This is a genomic window from Streptomyces sp. NBC_00285 (assembly GCF_036174265.1).
Lineage (GTDB): Bacteria > Actinomycetota > Actinomycetes > Streptomycetales > Streptomycetaceae > Streptomyces.
In genome coordinates this window covers 6,594,068-6,613,012 of record NZ_CP108055.1, presented here as the reverse complement: position 1 = coordinate 6,613,012, position 18,945 = coordinate 6,594,068, and the positions used below count along the sequence as shown (strand labels likewise).

The 18,945-nt window shown below is 70.5% G+C and carries 16 protein-coding genes; 7 read left to right on the top strand and 9 right to left on the bottom strand.

Annotation, left to right across the window (positions count from 1 at the left end; genetic code table 11):
• Positions 1-32 precede the first annotated feature (32 nt).
• Positions 33-2,561, bottom strand: a complete 2,529-nt coding sequence (pcrA, locus tag OHT57_RS30720) for a DNA helicase PcrA (RefSeq protein ID WP_328749802.1) — start codon at positions 2,559-2,561, stop codon at positions 33-35.
• A 551-nt stretch (positions 2,562-3,112) separates the two neighbouring features.
• On the opposite strand from pcrA, the gene OHT57_RS30715 reads away from it, so the two are divergent.
• Positions 3,113-4,255 carry a C40 family peptidase gene (locus tag OHT57_RS30715; protein WP_328749800.1) on the top strand — a complete coding sequence of 381 codons (1,143 nt, stop codon included), beginning with the start codon at positions 3,113-3,115 and terminating at the stop codon, positions 4,253-4,255.
• Between the two features lie 175 nt (positions 4,256-4,430).
• Here OHT57_RS30715 and OHT57_RS30710 read toward each other — a convergent pair whose 3' ends face one another.
• Positions 4,431-4,784 (bottom strand): hypothetical protein, encoded by a 354-nt coding sequence (locus OHT57_RS30710; protein ID WP_328749799.1) that lies wholly within the window; start codon positions 4,782-4,784, stop codon positions 4,431-4,433.
• A 429-nt stretch (positions 4,785-5,213) separates the two neighbouring features.
• Here OHT57_RS30710 and OHT57_RS30705 point away from each other — a divergent pair, with 429 nt between their 5' ends.
• Positions 5,214-6,275 carry a C40 family peptidase gene (locus OHT57_RS30705; RefSeq protein WP_328749798.1) on the top strand — a complete coding sequence of 354 codons (1,062 nt, stop codon included), beginning with the start codon at positions 5,214-5,216 and terminating at the stop codon, positions 6,273-6,275.
• A 3-nt stretch (positions 6,276-6,278) separates the two neighbouring features.
• Here OHT57_RS30705 and OHT57_RS30700 read toward each other — a convergent pair whose 3' ends face one another.
• A complete protein-coding gene (locus tag OHT57_RS30700; RefSeq protein ID WP_328749797.1) occupies positions 6,279-7,004 on the bottom strand; it encodes a response regulator transcription factor in 726 nt (241 codons plus the stop codon).
• Positions 7,001-8,329 (bottom strand): ATP-binding protein, encoded by a 1,329-nt coding sequence (locus OHT57_RS30695; RefSeq protein ID WP_443053502.1) that lies wholly within the window; start codon positions 8,327-8,329, stop codon positions 7,001-7,003. Before OHT57_RS30695 ends, OHT57_RS30700 begins: the two co-directional genes overlap by 4 nt.
• A 142-nt stretch (positions 8,330-8,471) precedes the next feature.
• Between OHT57_RS30695 and OHT57_RS30690 the strand changes: the two genes are divergently transcribed.
• Together OHT57_RS30690 and OHT57_RS30685 are read left to right on the top strand one after the other, a co-directional pair.
• The gene (locus OHT57_RS30690; protein ID WP_328749794.1) at positions 8,472-10,028 is read left to right on the top strand and encodes a PspC domain-containing protein; all 1,557 of its coding nucleotides are present in this window, start codon (positions 8,472-8,474) and stop codon (positions 10,026-10,028) included.
• Positions 10,015-10,272, top strand: a complete 258-nt coding sequence (locus tag OHT57_RS30685) for a hypothetical protein (RefSeq protein WP_328749792.1) — start codon at positions 10,015-10,017, stop codon at positions 10,270-10,272. Before OHT57_RS30690 ends, OHT57_RS30685 begins: the two co-directional genes overlap by 14 nt.
• 76 nt (positions 10,273-10,348) lie before the next feature.
• Here OHT57_RS30685 and OHT57_RS30680 read toward each other — a convergent pair whose 3' ends face one another.
• Complete coding sequence (locus OHT57_RS30680; RefSeq protein ID WP_328749791.1) at positions 10,349-10,879, bottom strand: DoxX family protein; 531 nt, start codon at positions 10,877-10,879, stop codon at positions 10,349-10,351.
• 177 nt (positions 10,880-11,056) lie between these two features.
• Positions 11,057-12,346, bottom strand: coding sequence for a hypothetical protein (locus OHT57_RS30675; RefSeq protein WP_328749790.1), 1,290 nt, complete (start codon positions 12,344-12,346; stop codon positions 11,057-11,059).
• 314 nt (positions 12,347-12,660) lie between these two features.
• Between OHT57_RS30675 and OHT57_RS30670 the strand changes: the two genes are divergently transcribed.
• Positions 12,661-13,560 carry a DUF4429 domain-containing protein gene (locus tag OHT57_RS30670; RefSeq protein WP_328749789.1) on the top strand — a complete coding sequence of 300 codons (900 nt, stop codon included), beginning with the start codon at positions 12,661-12,663 and terminating at the stop codon, positions 13,558-13,560.
• A gap of 3 nt (positions 13,561-13,563) precedes the next feature.
• Here OHT57_RS30670 and OHT57_RS30665 read toward each other — a convergent pair whose 3' ends face one another.
• Entirely contained in the window at positions 13,564-14,370 is an 807-nt protein-coding gene (locus OHT57_RS30665; RefSeq protein WP_328749787.1) for a class II aldolase/adducin family protein, read from the bottom strand.
• Positions 14,371-14,509: 139 nt separating this feature from the next.
• Between OHT57_RS30665 and OHT57_RS30660 the strand changes: the two genes are divergently transcribed.
• A complete protein-coding gene (locus OHT57_RS30660; protein WP_328749786.1) occupies positions 14,510-14,977 on the top strand; it encodes a pyridoxamine 5'-phosphate oxidase family protein in 468 nt (155 codons plus the stop codon).
• A gap of 17 nt (positions 14,978-14,994) precedes the next feature.
• Here the strand turns inward: OHT57_RS30660 and guaA are convergent, their stop codons facing one another.
• Entirely contained in the window at positions 14,995-16,575 is a 1,581-nt protein-coding gene (gene guaA, locus OHT57_RS30655) for a glutamine-hydrolyzing GMP synthase (protein ID WP_328749785.1), read from the bottom strand.
• Positions 16,576-16,896: 321 nt separating this feature from the next.
• Between guaA and OHT57_RS30650 the strand changes: the two genes are divergently transcribed.
• A complete protein-coding gene (locus OHT57_RS30650) occupies positions 16,897-17,178 on the top strand; it encodes a chorismate mutase (RefSeq protein ID WP_328749783.1) in 282 nt (93 codons plus the stop codon).
• Positions 17,179-17,739: 561 nt separating this feature from the next.
• Here OHT57_RS30650 and OHT57_RS30645 read toward each other — a convergent pair.
• Complete coding sequence (locus OHT57_RS30645; RefSeq protein WP_328749782.1) at positions 17,740-18,882, bottom strand: hypothetical protein; 1,143 nt, start codon at positions 18,880-18,882, stop codon at positions 17,740-17,742.
• Between the last annotated feature and the right edge of the window lie 63 nt (positions 18,883-18,945).

Here is an 18,945-nt window from a genome sequence, read left to right as displayed (position 1 = left end):
GGCCCAGGCCCCTCCGGGGGAAACCCCGGCTGCTACAGCTTCTCCACCGGCGCGTACCGCAGCAGCAGCCGCTTCGGCTTGGCTTCCCCGAAGTCGACCGTCGCCTCCGAGTTCGCCCCCGTGCCCTGGACCCCGACCACCGTGCCGAGTCCGAACTGGTCGTGGGTGACACGGTCGCCGACGGCCAGGGAGACGACCGGCTTCTCCGAACCCCTGCGCGTCGCGAAGCCTGACGCGCCCGACGCCGAGGAACGGGAGCGGGACGAGGACAGCGAGGCCGCCACACCGGACGCCGGGCCGGAGGAGACCGGAGCGGTCGCCCCGGTGCGCTTCCAGTCGACGTGCTGCGCCGGGATCTCCTCCAGGAAGCGGGATGGCGGGTTGTACGACGGCTGCCCCCACGCGCTGCGCAGGGCGGAGCGGGTCAGATACAGCCGCTCACGCGCGCGCGTGATGCCGACGTACGCCAGGCGCCGCTCCTCCTCCAGCTCCTTGGCCTGGCCGAGGGCGCGCATGTGCGGAAAGACGCCGTCCTCCATGCCGGTGAGGAAGACGACCGGGAACTCCAGGCCCTTGGCGGTGTGCAGGGTCATCAGGGTGATGACGCCGGAGCCGTCGTCGTCCTCGTCGGGGATCTGGTCGGAGTCGGCGACCAGGGCGACCCGCTCGAGGAACGCCGCCAGCCCGACCGGGGCCACCACGTCCCCGTCCCCCGCCTCCCCGGCCTGACCGGCTTCTTCGGCCTGTCCGGCTTCCTGCTCGAACTCCAGGGCCACCGCGGCGAGTTCCTGGAGGTTCTCGATCCGGGTCTCGTCCTGCGGGTCGGTCGAGGCCTGCAACTCGGCCAGGTAGCCGGTGCGTTCGAGCACCGCCTCCAGGACGGTCGCCGGAGCGGCGCCGGACTCGACGATCGTACGGAGCTCCTCCATGAGGACGTTGAACCGCTTGACGGCGTTCGTCGACCGCGCGGCCATGCCGTACGCCTCGTCGACGCGCTTGAGTGCCTGCGGGAAGCTGATCTTCTCGCGCTGGGACAGGGCGTCGATCATCGCCTCGGCGCGGTCGCCGATGCCCCGCTTGGGGACGTTGAGGATCCGGCGCAGCGGCACGGAGTCCTCGGGGTTGGCGAGAACACGCAGGTAGGCCAGGACGTCCCGGACCTCCTTGCGCTCGTAGAAGCGGACGCCGCCGACGACCTTGTAGGGCAGGCCGACGCGGATGAAGATCTCTTCGAAGACACGGGACTGGGCGTTGGTGCGGTAGAAGACCGCGACGTCGCCGGCCTTCGCGTCGCCCGCGTCGGTGAGACGGTCTATCTCCTCCGCGACGAACTGCGCCTCGTCGTGCTCGGTGTCGGCGACATAGCCGGTGATGCGCGCGCCCGCGCCCGCGTTGGTCCACAGGTTCTTGGGGCGGCGGGACTCGTTGCGCTCGATGACGGCGTTGGCGGCGGTGAGGATCGTCTGGGTGGAGCGGTAGTTCTGCTCCAGGAGGATCGTCGTCGCCTCCGGGTAGTCCTCCTCGAACTGGAGGATGTTGCGGATGGTCGCGCCGCGGAAGGCGTAGATCGACTGGTCGGCGTCGCCCACGACGCACAGTTCGGCGGGCGGCAGGTCATGCTCGGCGGGCGGTACGTCCACGGGGTGCTCGGAGGTCCCGACCAGCTCCCTGACCAGCGAGTACTGGGCGTGGTTGGTGTCCTGGTACTCGTCGACGAGGACGTGGCGGAAGCGGCGGTGGTAGTGCTCGGCGACATCCGGGAAGGCGCGCAGGAGGTTGACCGTCGTCATGATCAGGTCGTCGAAGTCGAGCGCGTTGGCCTCACGGAGGCGGGACTGGTACATGGCGTAGGCCTGGGCGAGGGTCTTCTCGAAGCCGTCGGTGGCCTGGGCGGCGAAGTCCTCCTCGTCGATCAGCTCGTTCTTGAGGTTGCTGATCTTGGCGCTGAAGGACTTCGGCGGGAACCGCTTGGGGTCGAGGTCCAGGTCACGGCAGACGAGGGCCATGAGGCGCTTGGAGTCGGCGGCGTCGTAGATCGAGAACGACGAGGTGAAGCCGAGCCGCTTGCTCTCGCGCCGCAGGATCCGCACACACGCGCTGTGGAAGGTCATCACCCACATCGCGTTCGCGCGCGGGCCGACGAGATGCTCGACGCGCTCCTTCATCTCGCCCGCGGCCTTGTTGGTGAAGGTGATCGCGAGGATCTGGCCCGGGTGGACATGCCGCTCGCCCAGGAGGTGGGCGATGCGGTGGGTGAGCACACGGGTCTTGCCGGAGCCGGCGCCGGCCACGATGAGCAGCGGGGTGCCGGAGTGCACGACGGCCGCACGCTGGTTCTCGTTCAGCCCGTCCAGGAGCGCGGCCGGGTCCACCATCGGGCGGGGGGCGCCGTCGCGGTAGTACGCGTCCCGGTCCGGCGGCGCATCGAACTTCCCGCCGAACAGGTCGTCCGGAACGGTCTCCGGTCCGTGCTCGTCCTCGGGTGGCGGCGGAGGCTCCTCCACGTGCCCGCGAGGGGTCTGGAGGTCCGCCAGGAAGCTGTCGTCAAAGAGGCTGCTCATCGCTCTCCGAGTCTAGGGTGCGCCACTGACAGCCCGCCGCCGCCCTGAGAACATCGGCGGAATCCGTGGCCGTACACCGCTCAGGACCGGGGATCTTCCGGGCCTCGCCGTCGCCAGGATCGACGGCGCACGTCACGGCCGTACCGACTGTCACCCCGCCATGGCGAAAATGCGCACCATTCTTCGCAGATCACTGCGTATCGGCCACGCAGAGCGACCGATGGGGCCAAGGTCACGAAAACGTATCGGGCATATCGAACATCAACCTTCACAAGGACCACACGAGTTGGCTACCGTGCTGAACAGGCCGTACGACCCCCTCCGGCGAACGTCGCCGGGCCGCACGGCCTCCGCCGAATCCGCAGCGCCGCGGAGCGCCCGGAGCCGGGAACCCACCGCACACGGGGTGAATCGGCCGACTCCCACGCACGGGAGCGCCGTAGGGCAAACCTTCCGAAGTACGTCGCCCGAACCCTTCCCCAGCGCCCGAACAGCCTGGGGGGACCCCGCCACGAACCCGGTAGGCGGAGCACTGGAAGGAGTCGCCTCCCTTGGCGTCGCACCGCAAGTCGCGTCCCGCCGGAACGCGCGTAGCAGGCATACGGACCCCTGGCCTCGCGACGGCCGCCCTCACCTCCGTGGCCCTGCTGTCCCAGTCGGCGAACGCCGCGCCGGCCGGCGATGACAACCCGAGCCTCGAAGAGGTCGAGAAGAAGATCGACGACCTCTACCGGCAGGCCGAGTCGGCGACCGACGGCTACAACTCGGCCAAGGAGAAGACGGCCAGACAGCGCAAGCAGGTCGACACGCTCCTCGACGATGTCGCCCGGCGCACCCAGAAGCTCAACGAGGCGCGCGAGGAGCTCGGTTCGTTCGCCGCCGCCCAGTACCGCACCGGCGCCGCCGCACCCGACACGGCGACCTTCCTGCTCGCCGACACCCCGCAGGACTACGTCGACCAGACGCAGCTGATGGGCCGCTTGACGAGCCGCCAGAAGGGCGCGGTCGACGACTACGTGTCCGAGCAGTCGGCGACGATGAAGAAGCGCCAGGAGGCCTCTCAGGGCCTTGCGACGCTCAACGAGACACAGAGCGACCTGAGGACCGCCAAGGCGACGGTCCAGAAGAAGCTCGCCCACGCGCGTGAGCTGCTCTCGGAGCTGAACGCCCAGGAGAAGGCGCGCCTCGCGGCGATCGAGCAGGAGAAGCGGCAGGAGGCGGCCCGCAAGGCCGCCGAGCTGGCGCAGCAGCAGGCCGCCGCGGAGCAGGCCGCCCACGGTGGGGCGACGCAGGAGAGCGCGCCGAGCACGTCGGCGGCGCCCGACTCCTCGTACGCCACCAAGGCCGCCAAAGCCCTTGCCTTCGCCCGCGCACAGGTCGGCAAGCCCTATGTCTGGGGCGCCACCGGCCCCGGCTCCTACGACTGCTCGGGCCTCACCCAGGCCGTCTGGAAGGCCGTCGGCGTCTCGCTCCCCCGCGTCACCTACGGCCAGGCCGACGCCGGCACCACGGTCTCCCTGGCCGACGCCCAGCCCGGTGACCTGGTCTTCTTCTACGACGACATCAGCCACGTCGGCCTGTACATCGGCAACGGCATGATGATCCACGCCCCGAAGCCGGGCGCGTACGTCCGTGAGGAGTCGATCTACTACGACGGCGAATCGGCGATCCACAGCGTGGTGCGACCGGCCTGAGACGCCCCCCATGGACAGGCCCTACCGGGCACGGGCCGCCCTGTCTCCGGATTGTCAGGCGGGCGCGCGCTATGCGTTCGGCGCCGCACGCGTGTGTACCGGCCGCCGAGTCCGCGCTACGGCGTGCGCCACCGGGCCGTCACCGCGAAAGCGGCCGCCCGGCAGCGTGCCGCTCTCAGGTCCACAGGACCGCGATGAAGATGTTGGCCGTGGTCAGCGCCCCGACCAGGCCGAACAGGCTCTTGTCGATCTTCTCTTCGTCCCGCTTCACATAGACGAGGCCGAGGATCACGATCAGCAGGGCCAGCTTCACGCCGATCTTGATGTTGTTGACGTGCTGGTCGTCGGCCTGGTTGAGGCCGACCAGGATCACCCCGGTGACCAGCATCGTCGCGGCGCCGTGCAGCATCGCGGGCACGAACCGGGCGGTGCCCTGGCCCATCGCCTTCATCTGGGTGAGGAAGCCGCCCAGCAGTGAGGCGATGCCGATGATGTGCAGGCCGACGAAGAGATGGATGAGTACGTCCATGAGGCCGGAGCTTATGCAGGAGCCGGCACCGGCCCGACACCGCCCCGCCTCACATGACCCGATCTTGCATCACCCGAGCTTGCATATATGCGGCCCATAGCACCCCGTCACCCCCCAGTGCCCGCAAATGATGACTTCGGTCAGCGCACCGCGCGAAGTCGACGGCGCCGTCCCGGGATCACGCTCACCTTCGGTCACCCAGCGATCCCCTGGCAGCACTTCCGCACAACGCGTTACCTCCCGGACACAGTCAGGTTTAGCGTCCTCCACCAGGTGACCGGCTCCCCACCGCCGCCCGGGCCAGGGGCGGCAGTCGGCCACCACCGCCGAGAAGGGTCCGGCGGCGGCCCGCTCCCCCTGTGTGGGCTGCCGCCGGACGCGCACCGATGGGCCCGGGGCAGGCGGTCGACGAAAGGACGTGCAGTCCACGTGGCAGTGCACCGCAAGCCCCGCCCACGCTCGGCCGGCGGCCATACGGTCCGCGCGGCAGCGACGATCGCCCTCGCGGGGGCGGCCACCGCGACGGGCTTCGACGGGACCGGACACGCGGAGCCTCAGCTCTCGCCGACGCAGGTCAAGGCGAAGGTGGACCGGCTGTACCAGGAGGCGGAGGCCGCCACCGAGAAGTACAACGGCGCCAAGGAGAAGGTGCAGGCGGCCGAGACCCGCCTCGACGTCCTGCGGGACGAGGCGGCACGCAGGACGGGGCGACTCAACGAGGCCCGGGACGCACTGGGTTCGATCGCCGCGGCCCAGTACCGCGACGGTGGACTCGACCCCGCGATGCAGCTCGCCTTCTCCGACGACCCCGACCACTACCTGGACGGCGCCGAGTTCGCCGAACGGGCCGGTGCCCGCCAGGCGACCTCCGTGGCGAACGTCCGCCGGCAACTGCGGGAGATCGAGCAGCTGCGCGGGGCCGCACACATCGAACTGACCTCGCTCACGTCACGTCAGGCGGAGCTCAAGCGCCACAAGAAGACGATCACCGCAAAGCTCGACGCGGCACGCAAGCTGCTGTCCCAGCTGCCGGCCGGGACCCGCGCGGAGTTCGCGGAGAACGGGTCCCGCGCCTCACGGGCCTCGACCGGCACGCGCGACGAACTGACGCCGCCGAGCGCGGCCACCGCGCAAGCCCCCAACTCCCGTGCCGCGGCGGCCGTCTCCTACGCCTACGCCAAGCTCGGCAGCCCCTACGTGTGGGGTGCCACCGGCCCGGACGCCTTCGACTGCTCGGGGCTCATCCAGGCCGCGTACCGCTCCGCGGGCATCTCCCTGCCCCGCACGACCTACTCCCAGATCGGCGCCGGCCAGCGCGTCTCCCGCTCCGAACTCCTCCCTGGCGACCTGGTGTTCTTTTACTCCGGCATCAGTCACGTCGGCCTGTACATCGGCAACGGCCGCATGATCCACGCCCCGAACCCGTCGGCACCCGTGCGGGTGGCGCCCATCGACGAGATGCCGTTCGCGGGGGCCACTCGGGTGGTGTGAGCGTCAGACCAGCCGTCGCGCCGTCGCCCACCGGGTCAGCTCGTGACGGTTGGACAGCTGCAGCTTCCGCAGCACCGCCGACACATGGGACTCGACCGTCTTCACCGAGATGAACAGCTGCTTGGCGATCTCCTTGTAGGCGTAGCCGCGGGCGATGAGCCTCAGCACCTCCCGCTCGCGCTGGGTGAGGCGGTCCATGTCCTCGTCGACCGGTGGGGCGTCGGTGGAGGCGAAGGCGTCCAGGACGAACCCGGCCAGCCGCGGGGAGAAGACGGCGTCGCCCTCCTGGACGCGGAAGACCGAGTTGACGAGGTCCGTGCCGGTGATCGTCTTCGTCACATAGCCGCGCGCCCCGCCCCGGATCACTCCGATCACGTCCTCCGCCGCGTCCGAGACGGACAGGGCGAGGAAGCGGACAGGTTGCTCGGCGTCGGCCATCAACGGAGCGCAGCGGCGCAGCACTTCGACCCCGCCGCCGCCCGGGAGGTGGACGTCGAGGAGGACGACCTCCGGGCGGGTGGCGGTGATGACGGTGACGGCCTGGTCGACGTCCGCGGCCTCCCCGACAACCTCGACCCCGGTCTCCTCGGTCCGGCCGATCTCGGCCTGGACGCCCGTACGGAACATGCGGTGGTCGTCGACGAGGACCACGCGCACGTGCCGCCCGCCCGCGCCTTCGGCCGGTGTCGGCTCGACAGGGTCCGTGTTCGCCTCGGTGGGGTCACTCATGACGTCTTCTCCGCCCTCTCCATCTGCAGCTCGACCTCCGTGCCGCCGCCCGGCACCGCACGCAGCCGGGCCGTGCCGCCATGGCGCTCCATGCGGCCGATGATCGATTGTCTGACACCCATCCGGTCGGCGGGTATCGAATCGAGGTCGAAGCCGGGGCCGCGGTCCCGCACGGACACGAAGACGGTCCTGCCCTCGACTTCGGCGTAGACCTGTACGGCGCCGCCCTCGCCACCGTACTTGGCGGCGTTCACCATTGCCTCGCGCGCTGCCTGCATCTGCGCGCCGGTTCTCTCGTCGAGCGGGCAGTCGCCGACGACCACGACCTCTATGGGGACGCCGTGCTTGTCCTCGACCTCGGCGGCGTTGCGCCGCACGGCGTCGGCGAGGTCGGTGGGTTCGTCGGCCTCGTCCTTGCCGGTGCCCTCGGGTTTGTAGAGCCAGGTGCGCAGGTCGCGCTCCTGGGCGCGGGCGAGGCGGCGCACCTCGCTCGCGTTCTCCGCGTTGCGCTGGATCAGGGTCAGGGTGTGCAGCACCGAGTCGTGGACATGGGCCGCGACCTCCGCGCGCTCCTGGGCGCGGATGCGCATCAGGCGCTCCTCGGAGAGGTCCTGGGTCATGCGGACGAGATACGGCCCCGCGAGGAGCGTTATCCCGACGAGGACCGCGAGGGCCGCCTGGAGGACGGAACCGAGGTGGGCTGCGGAACCCTGGAGCACGAAGACGCCGGTGACACCGGCGGTGACGAGGAGGACTCCGCCCGCGGCACGCAGCAGTGTCAGGGTGCGCCGGCGGCGGCCCACCTCCATCCAGCGGGCCCGGCGGGCGTTGTCCGCCTGGCGCCAGACGAGCGCCACCCCGGCGCCGACGAGGACGATCGGCCAGAGGTAGGCCTTGGCGCCATTGCCCACATTGACGTTGCCTACGAAGACCATGGCCACGACGACCATGAGGAGCAGGGCCACCATCTGACCCTTGTCCGGCCGGCGGGCCACGAGTCGGCGGCGGCCGTCCGGCGAGGTCTCGGTGGAGACCAGGGACGGAGGCCGCTGGCCGCCGACCCCGCCGACGCCGAGCGGCACGAAGAACCAGAACGCGGCGTACAGCAGGGCGCCGAGGCCGTCCGCCATGAACAGGCCGACGAAGACGAGCCGCACCCAGATGACGGGCAGCCCGAGGTGCCCGGCGAGCCCCCGCGCCACACCACCCAGCCAGCGTCCGTCACTGCTGCGGTAGAGCTTGCGCGGCGGCCGCGGTTCGACGAGGGGCGCTGTTGCGGCTTCCGGCATGCCATCGATGGTCACACGGCCAGGATGCGGGGGCATCAGGGTTGGCCCCCGAGACTCCCCTGATCTTCGACCGGCGCGCCTTCCGAACGCTTCCCCCGCCCCTCTCAGGGCCGATATCAGGGTCCGGCCAGGGTCGTTCCGACTCCCGTCAGGCCCTCGCGCCCGTCACCATGGACACATGACAGATCACCAGCACGCCGCGGGCGCCGGATCCGGCGGAGGCCCGGACCCGAGCACAGGCCCGGGCGCGGGCCCGCCCGCCGACACCGGCGAGCGCTCCCGCGCACACGGGCGGGCGGGCGCGCGCAAAGAAGGAGGCACGACAGCGGGCACGGCAGCGGGTACGAGGGGAGGCAGGCCGCCCTTCGGCGCGGAGCCGACGGACGAACGGAATCCCCCCGGCAAACCCGCCAACCCGGGCACCCCGGCCCCGGGCACAGCCCAGGACCCCACCCCCGCCCCCACTCCCCTCCGTTTCCGGCGGGACCGGCCGCACAAGGTGCTCGCCGGGGTGTGTGCCGGGCTCGGGCGGCAGTGCGACATGGACCCGGTGATCTTCCGGATCACGCTGACCGTGCTGTCGGCGACCGGAGGCATCGGCCTCATCTTCTACGGCTTCGCCTGGCTCCTCGTCCCGTACGAGGACGAGGACGAGAACGAGGTGCGCAAGCTGCTCACCGGCCGGGTGGACGGCCAGGCCCTCACCGGCGTGCTGTTCGCGCTGGTCGGCTGCGGAGTGTTCCTCACCATGCTGAGCAACACCGGCGTGCTGACCTTCGCCGTCGTCCTCTCCCTGCTCCTCGCGGGAGCCGGTTACTGGTCACGCAACCGCGGCACCCCCGACCCGGACCCGCTCTCCGCCCAGGCCGTCGCCGACGCCCCGCCGGAAGCCCAGGCCCCCCCGGTGCCCGTCGGCTCCCACTCCTGGTGGCGCGACCCCATCGTCAAGGACGGCACCCACGTCGGCGGCACGGGGTATCTGTGGGGCCCGAGGGACTCCCGGGAACGCGACATCGCGGCGGCCGTCTCCATCGGCCTCGGCATCCCTTGGAGCCGTCGCGAGGACACCCGTGCGGCTCTCGTCCGTCAGCCCACGCCCCGCGGTCCGCGCTGGATAGGCGGCTGGGTCTTCCTGCTCGCCCTGCTGGCCGGCGCCGTAGGCACGACAGCGACCTGGGAGCGGCACCCTCTCGGCACCAGTCTTCAGACGGGCCTGGCCTGCGCTCTGATCGTCTTCGGCCTGGGCATGGCCGTCAGTTCCTTCCTGGGCCGCACAGGAGCGGGGTCGGTCTTCCTCGCGATCATCACGGCGGGCCTGCTGGCCACGTCCGCCGCCCTCCCGAGGGACGTCACCACGCACTGGGTCCGTACGACCTGGACACCGGCGGCGGTGACGGACGTCCGCCAGGACTACGAACTCGGCACCGGCGTGGGCACCTTGGACCTGACCCACCTCGACGTCGCCAAGGGCAGGACGGTGGCGGCCCAGGCCGACGTGGGCGTCGGCCGTCTGGTGGTGATCGTGCCGCCGGAGGTGACCGTGAAGGCGAGCATCGACGTGGGAGTGGGCGACATGCAGTTGCCCGGCGACGAGCAGGCGGACGTGGACGTGGAACCGGGCAAGCACAAGGAGATCACCCTGTCACCGACTTCGGGCACCAAGAGCGCCGGCACACTCGACCTCGACCTGCGGGTGGGCATCGGCCAGGCGGAGGTGCGCCGTGCTGCGTCATGAGTTCCAGCCGGGAAGGCTGGTCGCCGGCCTCTTCCTCACCGTCGCGGGCATCACCTACGTCGGCGACGCCGGCGATGCCTGGGAAACCCCGTGGTTCGCGGTGATCCCGATGGTCGTGGGCGGCCTCTGTCTGGCAGGTGCGGTGGGCCTCCTGACCCGGACCGTACGCAACCGACGCGGAAGCCGCCGCGCAGGCACACCGGCCGAGAGCGACCGGACGGCCCCGCCCCCCGCACCGCGCTGAGGCACGGCACAGGGGAGCACGGGACCTTGCACGGAGGCGGCCGTACCACCGCCGCCGGTAGCTCCGCCGACCGGAGCTACCGGTAGCCTCCCGCCCGTTGCCGTCGTCGGGTGCGCAAGGCGGCGTCCACGGAGAACACAGCGGCGCCCGCGAGGACGAGGGGCAGCCAGGCCATCAGATAGGCGAGGTCATTGCCGTAGTAGTAGGGATCGGAGGCCCAGCTCACCGTCAGCCACAGGCTGAGCGAGATCAGCGCGCCGCCCAGTGCGGCCAGGCGGGCGAGGATGCCGAGCAGGGTACCGATGCCGACCGCGAGTTCACCGAAGGCGATGGCGTAGCCGAAGCCGACGGGGTTCTTCAGGGACAGGTCGATCAGCGCGGGGACGGCCGAGGAGTCCCGCACCGAGCGCATCATGTCGCCCACGGAACCCGCTCCGGAGCCCTTCATGAAGGCGCTGTCGGTCAGTTTGTCCAGGCCGGCGTAGATGAAAGTGACACCGAGGAAGATGCGCAACGGCAGTAGGGCGTACTGGCTGATGTTGTCCCGCCAGGACGGTTCTTCGTCGTAGTAGGGGGCATGCGTGTCCGTACGAAAACTATGAGTCATCGCTCTGAGCCGCCTCTCACCAGCGTGCCTAGACCCCTCACAAGACGATACGCAGGAAGGGGCGGCGATGCTCAATGCCGTTCGGACGAGTTTTCGGTCAGGTTCGGGGTGCCGGCCGGCCAAGGGGGCGTGGCGTGGGCATCCACCACCGCGTTCCTCGCTCTCGGCTCCCCCTCCTCAGTCGGTCACATCGATCGCGTACCGGTTCGTCTCCGCCCCCGTCGCGGTCACGACCTGCACCTCCACCCGGCCCGGCTCCACATCGGCCGGCACCGGCACGGTCAGTACGTCGTCCGTGGGGTTGCTGAACCCTCCGGCCACGGGCACCAACGGCACATGCACGTTCACCGGCCCGATCCGCACCACCATCCGGGCCAGCCGGTCCGCCCGCTGGGCCCCCGGCGGCACGAACCCGGCGCCCCGGATCTCGATGTCGTCCCCGGTGCGGATCGGCCCGTCCAGGTCGCCCGCCTCACGTGACCGCACCACGGACAGGATGACCGGCCGCCCGCCCTCGGCGTACTTCCCGGCCACGTAGGTCGCCGCGGACACCAGGACGACCACCGCCAGCCCCCACGGCAGGTCCGGCAACTGGTCCGGCCGCCGCGCCAGCCGCACGGCTGCGAAGAGCAGAGCGACCGCGCCGATGACGACGTACTGGATGTCGGCGAAGGTCCCCCGCCCGGAGTCGTCCGTCAACAGGTCGGCGGCCCGCGGCCGGTCGGCCCGTACCTTCTGCAGCCGCTGCCCGAGCACCCGCAGTCCGACGACCCGCCGCACCAGCACGGCGATCCCGCAAACCACGGCGAGCACGGTCACGACACCGGCGCCGCGAGCCAGGTCGAGCCCGGCGATCAGGGCGTCCCGCTGTCCTGTGTCGGAGGCCGCGGCCAGCCGTCCCACCAGGACGAGCACCGCGTAGGCGACGAACAGCACCCAGGCCACCGCGACGGCCCGGGAGGTGGACAGCCGGTTGTCCTCACCGATCACCGGTGCGAGCACACCGCCGCGGGCCCGGTGGAACCAGGAGGCCACGGTCAGCGAACCCGCCACCACCAGCGCCGCCAGCAGCCCGGCCGTGCGCGCCGCGCTCCACCCGGCGCCGATGGCGGTCAGCGCCTGGACGAGCAGCAGTGCCACCACGCCCGCCCACACCGCGTACGCCGTACGGCGCCACAGCCGCGCGAGCCAGGCGGCCCCCTCCGCCCGGCCCCGTTCGGCCACGACCTCCGCGGACTGGGTCAGTTCCTCGGAGACCCACTGCCGGGAGGCCGACGCGGAGTGCGCCACGGCCGCGGGCAGTCCCTGGCCGGAGGCGAACTCGTCCCGCATCAGGATGAATTCGGCCACCGCTCGACGATGCCCGGCCCGCGCCCCGTGCGGACAGTCCCCACAGGTGCAGCCGCCCTCGTGCGCACCGCCGAACGCACCCCCGTCCGCGCCCTGTCTCGCTTCCTGCACCGCCACGCCCGACGCCTGCCTTCCCACTGATTCGTGAACTTCTGGCCCCACATGACCTCACGGCCCATCGACCGCACAACCCGCAGACTCGCACGGCCGACCGACCGCGGCACCCACAACCCCGCTCCGCCTTGTGGACCGGAAATCCTCGTGTCCCGTCGCCCGCCGCGAATCGGGCCGCAACCCCACGAACGTCCGCCGACAACTCCCCGGCGATGACAGCGAATTGTGCCCTACCGCACACCGCCCCCGTCCGCCAGGTCTGGTCAGCGCGGGTGAAGGAGCGCCCACCGTGTTGACCCGGCTGCGAGAATTTCCCCATGGCCGAGATCATCCAGCGTGACGGAACCTGGGCCTTCGACGGCACAACGGTCAGAATCACGCCGGGACTTCACCGCTCCGTACCGCTGTTCCGGCAGACGTACGGAGAGATCGCCGTGCCCCTGGAGGCCATTTCGGGTGTGGCGTTCGAGCCGGAACGCAAGCGCGGACGGCTTCGGATGCGGCTGCGCGAGGGGGCGGACCCGCTGCTGTACGCGACCGGCGGCCGCCTTCCGGATCCGGCCGACCCGTACCGCCTGATCGTGGACGTCGACCGTGCCGGGGTCGCCGAGTACGTGGCCGAGGAGATCCGCCGCTCCCTCCTCCTGGACCAGATCCCGAAGGAACCGACGAAGACGTATCTGCTCCCCGGCCCGCCGGTCCCGGTCTCGGTGCGCTCCTCCGACGGCACAGTCTCCTTCGACGGCATCCGGGTCCGCATCGACTGGGCGGACACCGCCGACCGCGTCAAGCGCGCGACCGGTCCGCGAATCATCGACGTGGGCGATCTCGTCCAGGTCGAGTGGCTGCCCAACGCCGGGTACGAGGACGGTTTCATGCGGTTCGTGACACGCGAGACGTCGTTCTCGAAACTGCCGCCCGAGAAGGACCCGTACGCCCTCGACCTGTGGGGCAGTACCCGCCGCGACCTGCTCACGGCCCTGGTCGCGACGGCGGTCACGGCCCGGCTTCCGCACCCCTCGGCCCGCGACGGCATCGAGTACGACGGCGAACGCACCGCCCGCCCCCGGCTGACGGCGTCCGCCGTGCCGCCATCGGCCGACCATCACGACGTGCTCCTGCGCAGGCTGCGGGAGTTGGGTGAGCTGCACCGCGACGGCGTGCTCACGGACGAGGAGTTCGCGATGACGAAGGCGGCCGTACTGCGCGGATTCTGACCGTCACGACAGCAGATCCGGCTCGCTCCTGCTGATGTCCTGCCACATCGGCTGGTAGTTGATCCACGCCACCAGGTCCCCACCCAGTTGCTCCCGCGTGGCCACCGCCGCCCGGTGATCGATGACCACCGGTCTTCCGGCCGCCCGGGCGAGCAGCTGTACCTGGCTGGACCGTTCCATCGACACGAACCACCAGGCAGCCGCGTCCACCGAGTCCCCGACGGTCAGCAGTCCGTGGTTGCGCAGGACCAGTGCCTTGCGGGACCCGAGCGCGGTGGCGATCCGGCGGCCCTCCTCGGCGTCGACGGCGACTCCGGTGTAGGCGTCGTAGAGCGCATGGTCCTCGTAGAAGGCGCAGCTCTCCTGGGTGAGGGGGTCCAGGAGGTCGCCGAGCGCGGCCAGCGCCCTGCCGTGCACGGAGTGGCAGTGGGCGACGGCGACGACGTCCGGGCGGGCAGCGTGCACCTGGGAGTGCACGGTGAACGCCGCCTGATTGACGTGATGGCGGCCGTCGAGCACCTGGCCTTCGGAGTTGGCGAGCACGAGGTCGCTCACGGTGACGTGCTTGAACGGCATACCGAACGGGTTGACCCAGAAGCAGTCGGTGAACTCGGGGTCGCGTGCGGTGATGTGTCCGGAGACCCCGTCCTCGAAGCCGAGCCGTCCGAAGATCCGCAGCGCGCCGGCCAGCCGCTCCTTGCGGTGCCGTCGTTCCTCCTCGACGGAGTCGTGCATCGGCGGCATGGCGAACTGGAGCTTCTCGGTGGGCAGCGGCATGGGCGGTGTGGGCCCGAGGGGCGTCCCGTGCATGTGTCCTCCAGCACTGGGGGGCTTTACGGGGCGGAAGTTACCGTCAGTCAGGGCAAGAGAACAGGGCTGATTTGTAAAGATGACGCACGCAATAAATACCTGACAGAAGATGTCCGGTATCGACGAAAGACTGACCGTTATGAACTGGGCAGCTTTCTCCTCCGCCGAACCCGATCTGGCCAGGACCGTCGAAGGCCGCTTCGGCGCCTTCACGCACCACGTCCTCGCCACGCTCCGCAAGGACGGCTCCCCCCGCACCAGCGGCCTGGAGGTCCGCTTCGTGGGCGGCGAGCTGTGGTTCGGCATGATGCCGGACTCGCTGAAGGCGCTCGACCTGCGACGGGACCCGCGGTTCGCGCTCCAGGCGAACCCGGGCGAAGGGCAGTCCCTCGGCGGGGGCGATGTCCGGATCGCAGGGCGGGCGTTCGAGGTCGGGGACGGCGACACGAAGAGGGCGTACACGACGGAGGTGGAACCGCCGGAGCCGTTCCACCTCTTGCGCACCGAACTGACGGAGGTCGTACGGACCCACGTCGAGGACGACACGTATCTGGTCGTCGAGATCTGGAAGCCGGGTGAGCCCCTGCGCACGATCAAACGCACATGATCATGCCCAGCCGGGGCCTACTCCCACTCGATGGTGCCCGGCGGCTTCGACGTCACGTCGAGCACCACACGGTTGACGTCGGCCACCTCGTTGGTGATCCGGGTCGAGATCTTCGCGAGGACGTCGTACGGCAGTCGCGACCAGTCGGCGGTCATGGCGTCCTCGGAGGAGACCGGGCGCAGGACGATCGGGTGACCGTAGGTGCGGCCGTCGCCCTGGACGCCGACGCTGCGTACGTCCGCGAGCAGGACGACCGGGCACTGCCAGATGTCCCGGTCCAGGCCGGCCGCGGTCAGCTCCTCGCGGGCGATGGCGTCGGCGTCGCGCAGCAGGTCCAGGCGCTCCTTGGTCACCTCACCGACGATCCGGATGCCGAGGCCGGGACCCGGGAAGGGCTGGCGCTGGACGATCTCGTCCGGGAGCCCCAGCTCCTGGCCGACCATCCGGACCTCGTCCTTGAACAGCTTGCGCAGCGGCTCGACCAGCTGGAACTCGAGGTCCTCGGGGAGCCCGCCGACGTTGTGGTGCGACTTGATGTTGGCGGTGCCGGTGCCGCCACCGGACTCGACCACGTCCGGGTAGAGGGTGCCCTGGACGAGGAACTCCACGGCCGGACCCGCGTCCGCGATGATCTCGGCCTGCGCCTGCTCGAAGACCCGGATGAACTCCCGGCCGATGATCTTCCGCTTCTCCTCGGGGTCCGAGACGCCCTTGAGCGCGGTCAGGAACCGCTCCTCCGCGTCGACGACGACCAGCTTGACGCCGGTCGCGGCCACGAAGTCCTTCTCGACCTGCTCGGTCTCACCCTTGCGCATCAGACCGTGGTCGACGTACACGCAGGTCAGCTGGGAGCCGATGGCCCGCGCGACCAGGGCTGCGGCCACTGCGGAGTCCACGCCGCCGGACAGCCCGCAGATCGCGCGCTTGTCGCCGACCTGCTCGCGGATCAGGGCGACCTGCTCCTCGATCACGTTGCCGGTGGTCCAGTCAGGCTTCAGACCGGCACCCCGGTACAGGAAGTGCTCCAGGACCTGCTGGCCGTGCGTGGAGTGCATGACCTCGGGGTGGTACTGGACGCCGTAGAGCTTCTTCTCGTCGTTCTCGAAGGCGGCGACCGGGACGACGTCGGTGGACGCGCTCACGGTGAAGCCCTCGGGGGCGGCGGAGCAGGCGTCGCCGTGGGACATCCACACCGACTGCTCGTCGGGGGTGCCCTCGAAGAGGGTGGAGCGGGACCCTGACTGCGTGACGTGCAGGGGCGTACGGCCGTACTCACGCGCGCCGGTGTTGTCGACGGTGCCGCCGAGGGTGGTGGCCATCAGCTGGAATCCGTAGCACATCCCGAAGACCGGGACACCGGCCTCGAACAGCTCGCGGTCAAGGCGCGGGGCGCCCTCCGCGTACACCGACGAGGGGCCGCCGGAAAGGATGATCGCCGCCGGGTTCCGGGCGAGCATCTCCGCGACCGGCATGGTGCTCGGCACGATCTCGCTGTAGACCCGGGCCTCGCGGACACGGCGGGCGATGAGCTGGGCGTACTGCGCGCCGAAGTCGACGACCAGGACGGTGTCGGGGGCGGCTGGGGTCGCTGATGACACGGGTGGCCTTCCGGCGGTGAGCGAGGTGTGTGTGCGGCCGAGTCTACCGGGATGCGCGGGGCCGGATCGGGGCACGCTCCGTCTCAGGATGCGAACCGGGTTGGACACTCCCGTGGTGCCCGGCATACTGCTCCCATGCTCACGCAGACGACCTTCCTGTTTACCTATGGCACCCGGCCCGCCGGCTGCCATGGTCGTGCTGCTTGAGCAACTGACAAGCGACTTCCCAGGCGCCCCGGGCCGACAAGGTCCGGGGCGCCTGGTGTTTTCCGGACCTTGCCGCTCCGGGGCACCCCGTCCACCCCAGACAGAGGAGCCCCCATGACCGCCATCGACGTGACCGGTGCCCGTACCTCCGAGGCCGCCGACGTGATCACCGGAGCGCGTGAGCGCATCGACGCTCTCGACGACCGGATCATCGGTCTGATCCAGGAACGCATGGCCGTGTCGGCCGTCGTCCAGGAGGCCCGGATCACCTCCGGCGGCCGGCGCGTGAACCTCTCCCGCGAGATGGAGATCCTCGGCCGCTACAGCGAGGCGCTCGGCAGGCCGGGCACCTCCCTCGCCATGACACTGCTCGAACTGTGCCGCGGTCGCATCTGAGTTCGGGCCCGGACTCACCCGTACGGCGCGTGACCGGGCCGCGGGGCACCTCGTTGGTGGTGGTGTCCGTGCCAGCCAGGGGCGGGCCCGACAGAACCACGCGTGGCTCGCTGGAGCGATGAGGCGCACGGAACGTGCAGTGCGTCGTGGGACCTCGTTCCGGACAGTGACCGGACTGCAGGGGACAGCAGCCCGGTCACCCAAGAGAAACGGTCGGCCCCGGGGACGCCCGGGGCCGGCCGGCGGGGCAAGTACCGGCACAAGGCTGGGTCAAACGGTTGCGGAGGCCGCGCCCATCCAGCACGATGCCTAGAAAGCCCCCAAACCCCTCCGTAGACACCCGCATTCGCAGTGCGTCGAGGTACTGCCAAAGGTCGAGACCAACCGCGCGCCCCCTGCGCGCCGGGGCGCCGACCGAGGGCACAGCAGTGACAACGGCGCGAAGAGCAAGCGGCGCAACCCCCCGGCGCCGCGCCCAGGCACCGGCGCTGCCCTGACGCCGGTGCTGACGAAAGAAGGGCCCCGCGGCTCCGTCCCGCGGGGCCTTTCGCCTGCCCGGACTCAGACCCGGGACACCGTTCCGCAGCCCTCGTCACGCTTCGGGTCGAGGGTCTCGCTGCGGTCGTACGGGTCCGTCGTCGGGCCCGTGGGGGGCGCCCCGGTCGGGTCGGACGACGTGAAGTCCGGGTGCAGATAGCCGTCGTACACGTCGCAGGCCGAGTTGTTGATGTCCTGGTCCCAGTTGACGATGGAGAGCTTGCCCGGGGTCACCCGGTACTTCGCCGGGTCGGGGATGTCGACGTCGAGGACACGGCGGATGATGGTGCGGGTGACCTCCGTGGAGCCGTTGGTCTGGACGACCGGGTAGACGAAGGTGTAGTCCGCGTGCACGACGACCCAGCCGTTTTCACCGGCCTTGAACGTCATCCTGCCGCGGGTCTTCACGACGTCGCCGACCGGCCGGACCTCCTTGGGGTCGAAGCGGCTGAACATCCACAGCGGGTCGTGCTTCTTGTCCGGCTTGCTCAGGCCGGTCACCAGGAGCCCGCGGACGTCCTTCTGCACCGGGTCCAGGACGTCGAGTGCCGCCGTGGGCCGTTCCCCGCGGAGGGTGGCCGGGTCGAGGTTGGACTCGACCAGGAGCTTCTTGGTCAACTCCAGTACCTGCTGGGTCTTCGCCGCGGACCCGCCGCCGACGGCCTTCGCCTTCGGTACGACGATCCCGGCCGCGCCGTCCGCCCACCGCTTGGCCGGTGATCCGGCGAACGGGTCGTCCAGGGTGGGGATTTCGGGGGCCTCGGCGGAGGGCGCGGCGGTCGGGGCCGCCGTCTCCACGGGCAGCGCGGACGCCACGGCGTCGCCGGCTTCGGAGGATCCCCCGCCGAAGGGGTCGCCCGGCACCAGCGACGGCTTCACCGCCACGACGGCCACCACGACCGCGACGGCCACACCGAGGACGCCCCACAGGCCCCGTCGGCTCTTCTTCTCCTGCCAGGCCGGCCCGGTACGCCAGCCCTCCGGCAGTTCGCCGCGCGCTTCGTCGCGCCGCAGCCGTTCCGTCACTTCGCGGGCTCGCGCGGACGGTTCCTTGGGGGCGGAGTCTCGGATGTCCCGCTCGGAGTCACGGGTGAATTTTTCCCAGACGTCGTCCGGGATCTTGTCGTCTTCTGACACGTGGGTCAGTTCTAGGGCCTCCGAAAGCATGTTCACAAGGAGAACCTGTATGTGACTCAGCACACATAAGGTTTCTGTGAGTGCCCGCACAAC